Genomic DNA, 14,842 nt, shown 5'->3' with positions numbered 1-14,842 from the left:
ATGACAATTTTTTGATTGTCATGATTATCTGCATTAATTTTCTCGAACTCAAGATATTTACCTATTCATTTAATGAGGAAATTATGGAACAAACAGTATCAACACAACCCTCTTCTACACGAGGTTGGTTGTATGGTTTTATTGGTGTCGTTATTTTCAGTGGCTCCTTACCAGCAACGAAAATGGCTATAGAAGGATTCAGTCCAGATTTTTTAACCGCTGCACGTGCTACTATTGCAGGAATTATTTCTATAATTATTTTCCTGTTTTTACGCCAAAAACTTCCTAGTAAAGCCACTTTTCTCCCTTTAGTCATTGTCTCTATGGGAGGAGTTATTGGTTTCCCTTTGTTAACCGCTTTGGCATTACAGTATGTAAGTTCCGCACACTCAATTGTATTCATAGGTTTACTGCCACTCGCAACCGCTTTTTTTGCCGTTTTGCGTGCCCACGAGCGCCCTCGCAAAATGTTTTGGTTGTTTTCAGTAATAGGAAGTTTATTTGTAATCGGCTTCGCATTATTTCAAGGTGGAGAAAGCAGCTTGCTTGGTGACCTCTATATGATAATCGCTATCTTGTTATGTGGCCTGAGTTATGCGGAAGGTGCCGTACTGTCAAAACACCTTGGTAGCTGGCAAGTGATTTGTTGGGCATTAGTTATCTCTTTGCCCATTATGTTAGTGCTGTGTATTACCTTATGGCCGGGAAATGTAATGGCAGTGCCGAGCAAGGCATGGGGAGGTTTACTGTATGTTTCATTATTTAGCATGCTCATTGGTTTCTTTTTTTGGTATAGAGGCTTAGCTGAAGGTGGTATTGCTGGTGTAGGGCAGTTACAGTTATTACAGCCATTTATTGGTTTGTTGTTGTCAGCATGGCTACTACACGAAACTGTAGATACATTAATGGTCATTTCAACTTGTGGTGTGATCTTTTGTGTTGCAGCATCCAAAAGATTTGCAGGGTGAGTTTCTTATTGAAAAACATGGGGCATTCGAAGCATTATTTTGCATGAGCTTCCAGACGTTTCAGGTGCTCAGTGGTGGTTAGGTGAAGTTCTCACGATCTCATCTGCTCGCGGGAGAAAAATTGGCACAAAACTGATTGAACAACTTTACCAGTATTACCATAGATTCAACATTGCCCCTTTGTATTTATATACGCCAGATATGCAAGCACTATATCGCCAAATGGGCTGGGAAGACGCTGAACAGCGGCTAGTGAATGGTGAGTGGGTAACCGTAATGAAACGTTAGTGGTAAAAAATAGCCAGCGCATGGGCCGGCTATTTCTGATAAAACTATTATGCGGTTAGTGCCAGTTTTGCTCCAAACATCAAGAATACAGCGCCAATACAGCTATTAGAAAATTTAGATAGTTTTTTATTATGTTTAACCATATTCGTTACAGCAACCGCGCCAAAAATCAATAGTGATAAATAAATCATGCTACAGACTTCTAAAATGGCGCCAAGAATAAAAAATGGCACACCTGCGCTTGGATAAGCTGGGTCAATGAATTGGATAAAAAATGAAACATAAAAAATGATCATTTTAGGGTTTAGTAAACTTAAAAAAACGGCTTTTTTATAGGTACCCTTGGTTTCTAAAATAATTGAATCAACATCACCTGTATTTTCTTTCTTATGTAACACGCTATATAAGGTTTTAATCCCTAAATAAAATAAATATGCTGCCCCTGCGTATTTTATAACACTAAAAAAGATAGGCGATGTTTTTACTAAAGACGCAACCCCTAAAAATGATAGAAAAATGAGCATAGCATCTCCTGTAAAGACACCTAATGCTGCTTTATAACCATTTTTCACACCATATTTCGCACTGCTAGTTAAAACAAATAAAGAATTAGGGCCTGGTACCAATGTAATAAAAATAACACCGATAAGATAAGTCCATAAGTTTGTAATACCGAGATTTTCAAGCATAGGAAACCCGCTAACTCAATAAAAGTTATAACAAAAAATTCACATCATTTCTTTATACTTATTATGATACAGACTTTATTCGCCCTATAAAAGATATCACTAATGAATAATGCAAATATAAAATATAATTTCAATAAATTAAAATAATCTGGTTTTATAGCAATGAAATAACATACCTAACAAGAACAATAAACCACGCAAACCAACTTAATCAGAAGCGGACTACAAACACCTAGCAATACAGTGATTAATACCGGTATTTGTTAATAACAAAGAATTTAACACCACAAAAACAAATGGAATAGTAATAGTGATTTGAGTGAGGTTTCACGTTATAACATAAATGTCGGTGCTATTTAAAAGTAACGTTGGATAAAAACTGTATAAAATTAAAACACCTCATTTAATAGCAAGCTAAGATTATTTTCTTTTAACATTTTATTAAAAAATATTGAGTTATTAATCATTATTATTTTAGGAATTCCATGGAAAGCGCTAACTATTTTCATCTAGAGGAACTCAACGGCCTTGAAATGATCAAAGCCCGTTATCATCAACAAAAATTTTCTCGCCATAGTCATGAAGGGTTTTGCATTGGTGTTATCGAAGAAGGCGCACAACAATTTTTCCGTACTGGCGAAAACCACTACGCGCCTAAAGGGGATATAATTTTAGTTAATGCCGATGAAATTCACACTGGCTCATCAGCAATGGAAAATGGCTGGTCTTATCAGGCTATTTACCCTACTCCAGAACTTTTTACCCAACTCACACTCGGTTTAACAACAGAGCACCAAGGGCTGGTACCCTGGTTTCCTATTGCAGTGATACAGGATGCAGGGCTTAGCGCCCAACTCCGCTTATTGTTTAATCTATTACCTCAATCAGGTAATACCCTTTTCAAGGAAACCTTGTTGTTATCCTCTTTAAGTTGGCTAACCTTACGTTACAACCGCACTAAAATTGAATTAACAGAAATAACACCCGCAAAGCAACGCATAGAACAAATTTGTGACTTGCTCATCAACACCTGCGAACAAGAACATTCATTAAGCCAATTAGCCGAAATATCAGGTTTTAGCCAATGGCACTTTCTACGACAGTTTAAATTGCATACAGGGATTACACCACACGCATTCTTAGTACAAGCCCGCTTACACAAGGCAAAAAAACTGTTATTAGCAGGAAATACGCCTGCAGAAGTCTCAAACCAATGCGGTTTTTCCGACCAAAGTCATTTCACTCGACATTTTAAACAGGCCCTTGGAGTTACCCCTGGGAATTTTATTCGGCATCGGATCGGTGAAAAGAGCAATTTTATTCTATCTACTAATATTTAATATCTTTAAAATCAATCAAATTATAAAAGTGTTCATAATTACAACAAGGTTAGTTTAAATGGCATCACAACAAAGTAACCAATGGCAAAAAGCGATGATGACAGGAGCTGTTCATACCGCTCCTCTTAATCTTGCTGTTATTCCATGGGGGGTATTAGCAGGTTCAATGGCGGTCGAAACAGGTCTCGATTTCTGGCAAAGTGTGGCGATGTCTGCAATGGTATTTGCAGGCGCAGCACAGTTAGTCACCCTTGGATTGCTAAATTCAGGTGCGGGCTATATCACGATTGTTATCTCTGTTTTTTTTATCACTTCTCAGCACTTACTTTATGGGCTGACATTACGCCCTCAAGTTAAAGACTTTACAACGCCCCAGCGCCTTAGTATCGGCTTTTTATTAACAGATGAATTATTTGCGATTAGCGCAGCTAAACGCCAAAGTTTAAGTTTTCCCTATCTCTTTGGTGCTGGGTTTAGTTTTTATATCGTTTGGTTAATCACCAGCCTTTGTGGGATTGCGATGGCCAATATTGTGGGCGATTTGAGCCGCTTACATCTCGATTTTTCTGTGGTTGCAACTTTGCTTGCAATCGTCGTTCCACTAACAAGAAAAATAAGTACGCTTTGTGGTGTTATTTTTTCACTCGTTGTCGCCATCGTACTTTCAATGTACTCCTTTAGTAGTGCTATTGTTATCGCTGGTGTGGGTGGGATGTTTGTATCGGTGGCCGTTTCACGTTTATTGAAGGAGGAAAAATGATTTGGCTTTTAATTATTACCTTAACAGCAGTTGTTTTTACTCTACGTTATATTTTCCTAATACCACAGTTACCAATACGTCTGCCCCTCGTGGTTCGTCAAGCACTAGGGTACTCAGCGCCTTGCTTGCTAACCGCAATTTGTGCCCCTGTTATCCTATTAGAAAACCATGATCTACGCTCCTTCCCAGATAATCCTTATTTATGGGGGGCGTTATTCTGTGTCATTGTTGCCTCAGTATTGAAAAATATGCTGTTAACTGTCGGTCTTACTTTAGTATTTTTCTATTCCCTTATTTATTTTATCGGTTAACTTAATATTCAAGATAAAGCATCGTTCAACGCTTTGCTTTATCTTGGTTAATCCCTCATAATATGCCCCTCTCAAAATACATTCCTTTTCAATTTCACCCTGTCATTGATTGTCATAGTGAATACTTTATTGGCCTTACTTACTCAATAAATAGCCAATTAACTTTTATAGATAATGGATAATACAATACCATGCTTAATAATTATGTTTTACGTAGTGTTCGCTATATGTTGGATCTAAGCGATGCCCAAATGGTTAAAATCGTAAAACTCGCAGATTTGGCTGTTACAAAAGAAGAAATGGTGACTTGGTTAAAAAAAGATAATGAGCCTGAATATGTTGAGTGCAATGACAATGTAATGGGGCATTTTCTGAATGGTTTAATCTATCACCGCCGCGGTAAAGATGAAAATCATCCCGCACCTGACGTTGATAGCCGCCTTAATAACAATATTATGCTCAAAAAATTACGCGTAGCTTTTGAATTAAAAGATACAGATATGATTGAAATCTATCAGCTTGTTGATTTTCGTGTATCCAAACCTGAGCTTAACGCTGTTTTTCGTAAACCAGGACATAAAAACTATCGCGAATGTGGGGACCAATTATTGCGTTACTTCCTAAAAGGCCTGACAATTCGTCTACGTGGTGATAAATAACTATTTCCTCTGTTTGTTTTTTGTTCATTAATTTTGCATTTTTCTGACATTTGTCTATAATGAAAATGACAAATGTCAGGAGGTTCAAATGAGAAACTATATCCCCACAACCCCACTTCAACCGACTGCTTCATCTTTTAAACCACTATGGCGCCATGTAGGGTTACCTGCCGAACGTGGTATTGAATTGACCCACTTCTTACGCCAAGGGCTGTCTGTCTCTGTTTTAGACAATATCCAAGAATGGTCAGGGATGAGTAAAACTGAATTATTACGGATATCCGGCATTAATGAACGCAATATTGCTCGTCGCAAAAATGCAGGCCAACCCCTCAATGCTGATGAAAGCGAACGAATTGCTCGTCTAGTACGCGTATTCGATGCGGCAGTGCGTTTATTTAATGGAGATAAACATGCAGCAGGTGATTGGCTTAATCACCCCGTTAAAGGGTTAGGCCATTTACGCCCTATTGAGCTTATTGCGACAGAAAGTGGAGCCATTGAGGTAATTGATTTGATTGGCCGCATTGAGCATGGTGTGTTTTCATGATTTTGTATCGATTGGTTAAATCCAGTTTTATTCACGATGCATGGTCTGGTCAAGGAGCCATGCTCTACGGTGGGCGTTGGAATCATAAAGGAACTCCCGCTGTTTATACTTCAACCAGTATTTCATTAGCCACCCTTGAAATACTCGTTCACATCAATCAAGACTTACTATTAAACCAGTTCAGTTTGCTATCCATCGATATCAATGACAGGTACGTGATGAAACTGTCGTTAGACCACCTTCCAACAGATTGGCAGCAAGACCCAGCGCCAACTTCTACCATGGATATTGGTACTACATGGCTAAATAACCAAGATAGCTTAGTATTATTAATTCCCTCTTGTATTATTCCCTACGAATACAATGCAATTATTAACCCGTTGCACCCGCAATTTCAAAAAGCCATACATACCGTTAAACCGCTGGATTTTAGTGTTGACCCACGCTTAGCATAGTTAAATATTTGCTAACAAATACTGTAAAAAAGTGTCTATCTTCGGTGATAATGCACTACGGCTCGCAAAAACCGCGCGCAGCTCTATTGGGGCTGGTGATACTCCATCGAATTCTATTTGCACTAATTTATTCTGTGTAATCTGTTCGGCACACGCTTCTAATGCCAGAATGGCATAACCAACGCCGTTCATTGCGGCAGCGTGAGCTAGAATGCCACTATTTACTCGATAATTACTGTTAATTATCACTTTTTGCTGTAAACCCTCTGAATCAATAAATATCCATGGTTGCCCCTGCAATGCACTCAAGCTTGAAATACACGGCATATTAGCTAAGTCCTTAAATAAACATGGTTTTCCTACTTGTTCAATTAATTGGGGAGCGGCAACTACAACACTTTGCCATGATTTGATTAAACGTGAGTGATAGCTACTGTCCTCAAGGTGACCGCGATGAAATGTGAGTAATAAATCAATATCATCACTAATAACATCTTGAGGCATTAATTGTGTATCACAGTGAATATTTAATTGTGGGTGTAATAATGCAAACTTCGCTAATAAATCCGCGAATAATAGACTACCAAATTCACTGGGGATAGTTAGTCGTAACGTTCCAGTAAGTTGTTGTGGATGACAAATTTGCACCACAACCTGCTCTAATTCACTAACTAACCTTTGGCTTTGCTCAAATAAAATATTTCCTGTTTCAGTTAGCCGCATTTGCCGGGTTGTACGTTCAATTAACTGGCTGTTAAGTTGTTGTTCCAACTGTTTAATATAACGGCTCACATTCGATGTTGGCATTGAAAGTAATTTTGCCGCATTGACAAAATTTCCTTGTGTCGCAACGGCAATAAATACTTTCAATAAATTCAGGTCAACAGCCATTTCTAATCCCTACAGTTCACTCTCTATTAATCTGAACTAATAGCATTAGCAGTATCCAAAATCCATTATTTTTTGATACCGCTCTGCCAGCAATACTTCCATGTCTAATTGAATTAACTCATTTAAATCAGTGAGTAATTGTTGTTTTAATTGTTCTGCAGCTAACTGATAGTCACGGTGAGCTCCACCCAAAGGCTCTGAAATAATGGTATCGATAATGCCTAGTTCTTTTAACCGTGGAGCAGTCATTCCCATCACTTCTGCTGCAATTTGTGCCTTTTGAGAGTCTTTCCATAAAATAGAAGCACAACCTTCCGGAGATATCGCTGCATAAGTACTGTATTCCAACATATTAATACGATCCCCCACACCAATGCCTAACGCACCACCAGAACAACCTTCACCTGTAATGACACAAATAATGGGCGTTTTTAAGCGCGACATTTCCATAATATTACGAGCAATGGCTTCTGCTTGTCCGCGCTCTTCAGCGCCAACGCCAGGATAAGCTCCCGCAGAATCAATAAATACCAATACAGGTAAGTGGAAACGTTCCGCCATTTTCATCAAACGGAGTGCTTTGCGGTAGCCTTCTGGCGACGGCATACCAAAATTACGCATAACTTTCTCTTTTGTTGTACGCCCTTTTTGTTGCCCCAGCACCATAACCGGCCTACCATCCAAACGAGCAAGCCCCCCCACCAGCGCCTTATCATCAGCAAAAGCACGGTCACCGGCTAATTCTTGAAATTCAGTAAATATTAATGAAATATAATCAAGAGGATAAGGCCTTAATGGATGCCTAGCTAATTGAACAATTTCCCATGCCCCAAGAGATGCAAATATCGTTTTCGTCAGCGAATGACTCTTTTTTTTCAAGAGCTGGATTTCTTCATCTAATTTAATTTCTGAAGGGTGCCCTTTCTGTTTGAAGGCAATAAGCGCCTCAATTTTATCATTAAGTTCAACAATGGGTTTCTCAAATGCAAGAAAATGGTTAGTCATATCGTTCCTAAAATGGTAACTGCAATCTTAGGAGTGTAACCAGAGAATCAATCCCATTCCATGCCTGAAAATAGGATTGATTATTACCAAAAGTGGGATAGTTATTTAGCGTTGATTTTTCTTCAATTGATTTAATTTTAAACTATTTTCCATGATTTTTTGAAAATTAGGGCATAAAAAGTGATTTTTTTCAGGGCAATTCTCAATGTGTAAAATACCTTTTTTTAATGCAGATAACCCCTGTATGGTTTGCTCAATCTCCTCGGCTTTTTCGAGTAAGCTCGCACGTTCAATATTAGGGCCATCCTTATGATTGAGCATGGTAGCAATTTCGTCGAGTGAAAATTTAGCTTCCTGCCCTAATGCAATTAAAGATAAGCGGGTCATAACATCTTTCCCATGATAAACCCGTTTTAACCCCTTGCGGCCTATCGGTTTAATCAAACCTCTTTCTTCATAATAACGTAAGGTTGATGCCGCTAAACCTGATAATTGGCTAACTTGAGAAATATCTAGTTCATCACGCATGAAATAATAACCCGCTCTAACATTCACAACTCAAGCTAATTGTTGCCGTAATAGTACCGTGATCGTGCCATTCATAAATATCTCACGGTCAACTACGTAACCCAATTTTTGAGCCACGCGTAAAGATGCTAAATTCCTCGGCTCAATAAAACAAATAGATTGCCGAAACTTATTTTCTTTTATTAGCCAAGACAATGCAGCCTGCATCGCTTCTGTTGCATAACCTTTTCCTTGATATTCAGGTGCAATGACCCAGCCCGCTTCCGGAATGCCTTTAACTTGCGGCTCGACCATACGATGAAAATCTGCAAACCCCAAATCACCAATATATTGGCCACTCACCTTTTCGCGGACAGCCCAATAACCAAAACCTAATAATGGCCATAAGCCACCATAAGCTAACATTCTCATCCATGACTCGCGCTCGCTAGATGGCATACCGCCAATGTAGCGAACCATCGACTCGGTCGCCCATAACTTCGCAAGTGTAGGAAAATCACTCACTTGGTGTTTATTTAATATTAATCTGTCTGTCTCAAGCTCAGGTATTACAGCCATTGATTGCATCTCCTTGCTATCTAAATGGGGGTTCATCAAACGTTCTTAATTTCCTTGAATGTAATTTATCCCCTTCTTGCCTCAATAAATCAATAGCACGAATACCTATTTGTAAGTGTTCAGAAATTGCACCTTCATAGAAACTGTTTGCTTGGCCCGGTAATTTAATCTCACCATGCAAAGGTTTATCCGAAACACATAAAAGCGTACCGTAGGGAACCCTGAAACGATAACCTTGTGCTGCGATTGTGGCACTTTCCATATCCACTGCAACAGCGCGACTTAAACTAAAGCGGCGAGCCGTTGCAAAAAAGCGTAATTCCCAGTTTCTATCATCTGTTGTAACAACGGTTCCTGTTCGTAGCCGTTGCTTTACCAACTCCCCAGGCATATTACTAACTTGTTTCGTTGCGTCATACAGCGCGCGTTGGACTTCTGCAATACTTGGAATAGGAATATCTGGCGGTAATACATCATCAAGAATATGGTCATCACGCAAATAAGCATGTGCCAAAACATAATCACCAATTTTTTGGCTTTCTCTTAATCCACCACAATGGCCTATCATCAACCAAGCATGTGGTCGTAAAACCGCTAAATGGTCGCAAATATTCTTTGCATTTGAAGGCCCAACACCGATATTCACTATAGTAATCCCTGCACCATCCCTAGCGATTAGATGATATGCAGGCATTTGAAATTTTTTCCATGTTAAATCAGAAGTGGCAATTTGCGGGTCTGCATTTTCAGCGGTTAAATAATTATGCCCTACACAAGATAATGCAATATAACGACTTTCAGGATCTCGTACCTGTTCACATGCCCAATTCACGAACTCATCAACATAACGGTTATAATTGGTGAACAAAATATACGGTTGAACATGCTCAGGTGGGGTTCCGGTATAATGTTTCAAACGTGCTAATGAAAAATCCACACGTAATGCATCAAAATGGGACAGTGGCATTTCATCCGTAGCAGAATACAAGCCATCGGTAATATCATCACTAATGTGAGATAAATCGGTTATAGGAAAATATGCAGCTAAATTACTGCTCATACTCCTATCCAACACTAAGTCTGACCCATCAATGACAAAAGGATAAGGAATTTCAATTTTTGAAGGGCGAACAGCAAAAGTAACATCATAATCCTGTTGCAAAATAGACAGCTGTTCAACTAAATAGGCACGGAATAAATCTGGCTGCGTCACCGTAATGGTGTAATCGCCTCGTTTAACAAAGCGAGCATAAGCACGTGTTTTTTCACAATGATCGATTTTTCCTTCCCATGTTACACATAGCTCGGGGTAAGCGAATAACCCATTTTCCCTTTCTGTAATATCTGGTATGCGGCCTTCTTTTACATAAATAGCGATAGCGTCCCTTAATGAATCTATCGCATTGCTATATAACAACGAAAGTTTATCCAAAACATCTTCAATAGATAAGTTTTCATATTTCTGGCATTTTTCCAAAGACACACACAACTCCTTATCATCAGATAAAATCATCTCCGATAACATAGAGTATCAGTGTGATAGTTGCAAAATATATCGAGACTAATGTGCTTATCCCACAATTAATATATTCATAATTAATGTACTACAAAGGATAAAACAATGGGTAATGTGAACACAGCAACCACGGTTTGTAAGGTTATTATGCCTGCCATTAACTGGCTATCTCCATTTAACTGGCGCGTTAAAATATAAGCGGTTGGTGCAGTGGGAATAGCAAAAAATAGCACTAATAGGGTTGTTTCAAGATTTGGCAACGAAAATAAACTCGCTACTGTTACCGCTAAAATAGGCATAAGAAGTAAGCGTAACAGTGTCGATGTCATGATGGGTTTAAATTCACTTCTCAACGTTGAGGTTTGTAATGCGGCCCCAATACAGATTAGGCCTAGTGGTAAACTAGCGGCTGCGAGTAATTTTAAAAATTGATCAGATCCAAACGGTAACCCCACAGGCGATATATTTAATAACACTCCCACAACACAAGAAATAATTAATGGATTTTTTATGATCGGCAATAAAATTTGCTTAACGGAGACTTTTTGCCCAGAAGATAATGAAAGTACAGCTATGACATTACAGCTTGGCACTAAAACAGCCATAATGACTGCAGCAATAGCAATGCCTTCTTTACCAAATAAATCTGCAACAATGGCCAGCCCTAAATAAGTATTAAAACGCGTAATTCCTTGGATATGAGCCCCAAATCGTGGGATAGGAATTTTGAATAAATATTTGCAACCAAGAACTAACGCAGAACTAATCGCTAAAACACATAGAATGGCGCTCGCTAAATAGGGTAATTTAGGGTTATCCAATGGTGCTATTGCTAAACTGTTGATTAATAATGCAGGGAATAAAATGTAATAGTTTAACTTTTCAGCACTCGGCCAAAAATCAGTGCCAACTATTGTCGAACGGCGTAATACAAATCCCATTGCAATTAGAGAAAATAATGGCCATAAAACTAATAAAATCTTATCCATGAGAACGTAATCTGTTTTATTTGAGTATTAGCTAAGTATATTAATTAGTCTATCGTTAAGTTTTTGTGATGGATAGGTAAAAAAAGCTCTATTTCAATATTTGGCCTTTTCTCTAATTTATTGTTCCATCAACCAAGATTTAATCGATTATTTCTCGTTTATATTTAAATAAATATTTTTCCACACAAAAACTGAACCCTAAAATTATCTCACTTAGGCATATAAAAATCATTTGCTTACCACAACAATATTATGTATTTTTATTCACTATAAATGCATAATTAAAGAGGTTGGTATGTTTAAAAAATTAGTTTTTGCTGGCTGTATGTCATTGGCAGCCTTCGCCGGGAATGTTTACGCAAAAGAAAGCTATACGGTTGGTGCTGGTGGGACTTACCGTCCATTCGAATATGAAAATAGCCAAAAACAACTCGAAGGCTTTGATATTGATATCATTAAAGCCATCGCGGAAGCAGAAGGTTTTGACGTTAAACTTGTCAATACTCCTTGGGAAGGGATTTTTGCGACTTTATCGTCAGGTGATAGGGATATTTTAATTTCGGGGATTACAATTACCGATAAACGCAAAAATATGGTTGATTTTTCTAATCCCTATTTCCCTGCTGAGCAAGCGATCGTTATCAGCGAAACATCTGATGTAAAAGATTTAAATAGCTTAAAAGAGCTGAATGTAGGTGTCGTCAACTCCAGCACAGGTGACATTGTTGTTTCTGATGTAATCGGAAAAAACAGTACATCAATTAAACGTTTCGACAATACACCGCTTTTATTACAAGAGCTATTTGAAGATGGTATTGATGCAGCTGTTGGTGATGTTGGTGTGATTAAATATTACATAAAAACGCACCCAGAGAAAAAATTTAAACTGATCTACGATAACCACTTCGAAAAACAATATTTTGGTATTGCTGTCGCAAAAGGAAATAGCGAATTACAGCAAAAAATAAATAATGGCTTAGAAAAAATTATTGCAGACGGTACTTACAATAAAATTTATCAAAAATGGTTTGATGAAAACGTTCCTCAATTACCAAAACAATAATTAAATCTAACTTAAGGCCATCCTTAGATGGCTTTTTCATGTTATAAATCAGGGTGAAAATTAAGATGTCTGCGTTTCGTTGGGAAATAATTGAAGAATATGCTCCATTATTTGCTGAAGGCGCAATGATGACGATAAAAGCAACCATCATTTGCGTTATTTTAGGCTCATTATGGGGGTTAACTCTCGGCTTAGGAAGAACTGCCAAAGCTGAGCAAGGAATTTGGAAACCGATTTTACATTATTTTGTGCAGTGGCCTGTTCGCTTCTATGTCAGTGCTTTTCGTGGTACTCCGCTATTTGTTCAAATAATGGTTGTTCACTTTGCCTTAGTTCCACTATTTATTAACCCGCGTGATGGCCTATTTGTTACCTCAGGGATAATGTCTATTGATACGGCTAAAATGCTCCGCTCCGATTACGGTGCATTTTTATCTTGTGTCATTGCAATCACTTTAAACTCAGGGGCTTATGTTTCTGAAATTTTTCGTGCGGGCATTCAATCTATTGACAAAGGGCAGATGGAAGCCTCGCGTGCGCTTGGTATGAGTTGGGCAAAAACAATGCGTAAAGTGATCCTTCCACAAGCTTTTCGTCGTATCCTTCCCCCGCTTGGAAATAATGCCATCGCGATTGTTAAGGATTCCTCCCTTGCTTCCGCAATTGGCTTAGCTGATCTCGCCTATGCAGCGAGAACGGTATCCGGTGCTTATGCAACTTATTGGGAACCCTACTTAACGATATCTGTGATTTATTGGATGCTGACATTTATACTTGCTCAGCTGGTGCAATATATGGAAAGAAGGTTGGGCAGAAGTGATTTACGTTAATAATTTACAAAAGAAATTTGGCGATGCTCATGTACTTAGAGGTATTTCTTGCGAAGTTAAACCTCAAGAAGTGATTTGTGTCATAGGCCCTTCTGGCTCAGGCAAAAGTACCTTCTTACGGTGTTTAAACGCACTAGAACGCCCAGATGGCGGTGAAATACAAGTTAACGGTTTTAACGTTCATGACCCTAAAACCGATTTAAATAAAATGAGAGAAAATGTGGGGATGGTGTTTCAGCGTTTTAACTTATTCCCCCATATGACCGTGTTAGAAAATTTAATGATGGCACCAACCTTAGTAAAAGGAATAAAAAAGGAACTGGCACTTAAACAAGCTGAACAGCTCCTAACCAAAGTAGGGCTGTTAGATAAAATTGATGCATGGCCTGCCAGTTTATCCGGTGGGCAGCAGCAACGTGTTGCTATTGCCCGGGCCTTAGCAATGCAACCGTCCATTTTGTTATTTGATGAACCGACGTCTGCGCTTGACCCTGAATTAGTTGGGGAGGTACTTTCTGTGATGAAAACCCTAGCGAATGAAGGTATGACGATGGTTATCGTCACCCATGAAATGGGATTTGCACGTGAAGTTGCTGACCGCGTTATGTTTATTGACCAAGGCATAATTCAAGAAGAAGGCACACCAGAACAACTCTTTACTGCACCTAAAAACCCACGAACTGCGGAGTTTTTAAGTAAAGTACTTTAATTTTATTACCTGCTTAGTAGGCTAAGCAGGTTTTTCTGATATCCAAATCTTTTTATTATCGATAAGCTAAGAATATTATTCCTTAATAAAACTTAAGTTATGGATATCAAAAGCCTCTGTAAACAATACCGCTCAGGGAAAAAATTTAAATATATTTTCTTCTGGGGCCACCAAACCAAGCAAAGCCAAATTACAAAAAGCTGTTTCAGCCAGTGGTACCCTTCCCCATTTGTTATCAATAATCACCGTTTTGCTAGCGCAGAGCATTTTATGATGGCAGAAAAAGCACGCTTATTTGGTGATTTAGAAACATTGGATAAAATTATTCATGCACCAAATCCTGGTGCAGCTAAAGCATTTGGCCGTGAGGTTCGTGGGTTTAAACAAGATATATGGGATGAAAACCGTTTTACCATTGTTGTTGCGGCGAATATGGCCAAATTTTCTCAAAATAAAGAAATTAAGCAGTTTTTACTTGCCACAAACGAACGTGTTCTGGTTGAAGCTAGCCCCGTTGATAAAATTTGGGGAATAGGCCTTGCCGAAGATGCTGAAAATATTGAAAACCCATTAACATGGAAAGGGTTAAATCTGCTCGGTTTTGCATTAATGGATGTTAGAAGTCAGTTAGCCAATCTAACTGCCTAATTTTTGCTTATTTTCTGATAAAAACAAAAAACCCGTTGTGACTAAACAACGGGCCTATCGATAGGTTACTGAATATAGGATATGC

19 protein-coding genes are annotated in these 14,842 nt (G+C 38.5%); 12 read left to right on the top strand and 7 right to left on the bottom strand.

What is annotated here, in order from left to right:
• The first annotated feature begins 83 nt into the window (after positions 1 to 83).
• Together PR683_RS04045 and PR683_RS04040 are read left to right on the top strand one after the other, a co-directional pair.
• A complete protein-coding gene (locus tag PR683_RS04045) occupies positions 84 to 968 on the top strand; it encodes a DMT family transporter (RefSeq protein ID WP_117161932.1) in 885 nt (294 codons plus the stop codon).
• A gap of 39 nt (positions 969 to 1,007) precedes the next feature.
• Complete coding sequence (locus tag PR683_RS04040; RefSeq protein WP_181937003.1) at positions 1,008 to 1,256, top strand: GNAT family N-acetyltransferase; 249 nt, start codon at positions 1,008 to 1,010, stop codon at positions 1,254 to 1,256.
• A 47-nt stretch (positions 1,257 to 1,303) separates the two neighbouring features.
• Here the strand turns inward: PR683_RS04040 and leuE are convergent, their stop codons facing one another.
• Positions 1,304 to 1,945 carry a leucine efflux protein LeuE gene (gene leuE, locus PR683_RS04035; RefSeq protein WP_272571232.1) on the bottom strand — a complete coding sequence of 214 codons (642 nt, stop codon included), beginning with the start codon at positions 1,943 to 1,945 and terminating at the stop codon, positions 1,304 to 1,306.
• 485 nt (positions 1,946 to 2,430) lie between these two features.
• Here leuE and PR683_RS04030 point away from each other — a divergent pair, with 485 nt between their 5' ends.
• From PR683_RS04030 to PR683_RS04005, 6 genes are all read left to right on the top strand, one after another.
• Positions 2,431 to 3,285: a helix-turn-helix transcriptional regulator gene (locus PR683_RS04030; RefSeq protein ID WP_004910830.1), complete on the top strand. Its 855-nt coding sequence runs from the start codon at positions 2,431 to 2,433 to the stop codon at positions 3,283 to 3,285.
• Positions 3,286 to 3,343: 58 nt separating this feature from the next.
• Complete coding sequence (locus PR683_RS04025) at positions 3,344 to 4,045, top strand: AzlC family ABC transporter permease (RefSeq protein ID WP_004910829.1); 702 nt, start codon at positions 3,344 to 3,346, stop codon at positions 4,043 to 4,045.
• Positions 4,042 to 4,356, top strand: a complete 315-nt coding sequence (locus tag PR683_RS04020) for an AzlD domain-containing protein (protein WP_004910828.1) — start codon at positions 4,042 to 4,044, stop codon at positions 4,354 to 4,356. Before PR683_RS04025 ends, PR683_RS04020 begins: the two co-directional genes overlap by 4 nt.
• 191 nt (positions 4,357 to 4,547) lie before the next feature.
• Positions 4,548 to 5,015 carry a DUF1456 family protein gene (locus PR683_RS04015; RefSeq protein ID WP_109912201.1) on the top strand — a complete coding sequence of 156 codons (468 nt, stop codon included), beginning with the start codon at positions 4,548 to 4,550 and terminating at the stop codon, positions 5,013 to 5,015.
• Between the two features lie 88 nt (positions 5,016 to 5,103).
• Positions 5,104 to 5,565 carry a type II RES/Xre toxin-antitoxin system antitoxin gene (gene parS / locus PR683_RS04010; RefSeq protein ID WP_004910826.1) on the top strand — a complete coding sequence of 154 codons (462 nt, stop codon included), beginning with the start codon at positions 5,104 to 5,106 and terminating at the stop codon, positions 5,563 to 5,565.
• Positions 5,562 to 6,020 carry an RES family NAD+ phosphorylase gene (locus PR683_RS04005; RefSeq protein ID WP_004910825.1) on the top strand — a complete coding sequence of 153 codons (459 nt, stop codon included), beginning with the start codon at positions 5,562 to 5,564 and terminating at the stop codon, positions 6,018 to 6,020. The genes parS and PR683_RS04005 overlap by 4 nt, the downstream gene beginning before the upstream one ends.
• Here the strand turns inward: PR683_RS04005 and PR683_RS04000 are convergent, their stop codons facing one another.
• The 6 genes from PR683_RS04000 to PR683_RS03975 form a co-directional block, all read right to left on the bottom strand.
• A complete protein-coding gene (locus PR683_RS04000) occupies positions 6,021 to 6,911 on the bottom strand; it encodes a LysR family transcriptional regulator (protein WP_272571233.1) in 891 nt (296 codons plus the stop codon).
• 45 nt (positions 6,912 to 6,956) lie between these two features.
• Entirely contained in the window at positions 6,957 to 7,916 is a 960-nt protein-coding gene (gene accA, locus PR683_RS03995; protein ID WP_109912198.1) for an acetyl-CoA carboxylase carboxyl transferase subunit alpha, read from the bottom strand.
• A 105-nt stretch (positions 7,917 to 8,021) separates the two neighbouring features.
• The gene (locus tag PR683_RS03990; RefSeq protein WP_272571234.1) at positions 8,022 to 8,444 is read right to left on the bottom strand and encodes a helix-turn-helix domain-containing protein; all 423 of its coding nucleotides are present in this window, start codon (positions 8,442 to 8,444) and stop codon (positions 8,022 to 8,024) included.
• Between the two features lie 30 nt (positions 8,445 to 8,474).
• The gene (locus PR683_RS03985) at positions 8,475 to 9,002 is read right to left on the bottom strand and encodes a GNAT family N-acetyltransferase (protein WP_272571235.1); all 528 of its coding nucleotides are present in this window, start codon (positions 9,000 to 9,002) and stop codon (positions 8,475 to 8,477) included.
• Between the two features lie 16 nt (positions 9,003 to 9,018).
• Positions 9,019 to 10,479, bottom strand: a complete 1,461-nt coding sequence (locus PR683_RS03980; protein WP_375372754.1) for an AMP nucleosidase — start codon at positions 10,477 to 10,479, stop codon at positions 9,019 to 9,021.
• Positions 10,480 to 10,598: 119 nt separating this feature from the next.
• Positions 10,599 to 11,507, bottom strand: coding sequence for an AEC family transporter (locus PR683_RS03975; RefSeq protein ID WP_117161938.1), 909 nt, complete (start codon positions 11,505 to 11,507; stop codon positions 10,599 to 10,601).
• Positions 11,508 to 11,802: 295 nt separating this feature from the next.
• On the opposite strand from PR683_RS03975, the gene PR683_RS03970 reads away from it, so the two are divergent.
• From PR683_RS03970 to PR683_RS03955, 4 genes are all read left to right on the top strand, one after another.
• Positions 11,803 to 12,570: a basic amino acid ABC transporter substrate-binding protein gene (locus PR683_RS03970; RefSeq protein WP_109912195.1), complete on the top strand. Its 768-nt coding sequence runs from the start codon at positions 11,803 to 11,805 to the stop codon at positions 12,568 to 12,570.
• Between the two features lie 65 nt (positions 12,571 to 12,635).
• The gene (locus tag PR683_RS03965; RefSeq protein ID WP_004910811.1) at positions 12,636 to 13,400 is read left to right on the top strand and encodes an amino acid ABC transporter permease; all 765 of its coding nucleotides are present in this window, start codon (positions 12,636 to 12,638) and stop codon (positions 13,398 to 13,400) included.
• Complete coding sequence (locus tag PR683_RS03960; RefSeq protein WP_109912194.1) at positions 13,387 to 14,109, top strand: amino acid ABC transporter ATP-binding protein; 723 nt, start codon at positions 13,387 to 13,389, stop codon at positions 14,107 to 14,109. Before PR683_RS03965 ends, PR683_RS03960 begins: the two co-directional genes overlap by 14 nt.
• Before the next feature lie 99 nt (positions 14,110 to 14,208).
• Positions 14,209 to 14,757 (top strand): NADAR family protein, encoded by a 549-nt coding sequence (locus PR683_RS03955; RefSeq protein ID WP_109912193.1) that lies wholly within the window; start codon positions 14,209 to 14,211, stop codon positions 14,755 to 14,757.
• Positions 14,758 to 14,842: the final 85 nt, after the last annotated feature.

The sequence above is a fragment of the Providencia sp. PROV269 genome (assembly GCF_028477785.1).
In the GTDB taxonomy this organism is placed as follows: domain Bacteria; phylum Pseudomonadota; class Gammaproteobacteria; order Enterobacterales; family Enterobacteriaceae; genus Providencia; species Providencia rettgeri.
This window is presented reverse-complemented; position numbering and strand designations above follow the sequence as displayed.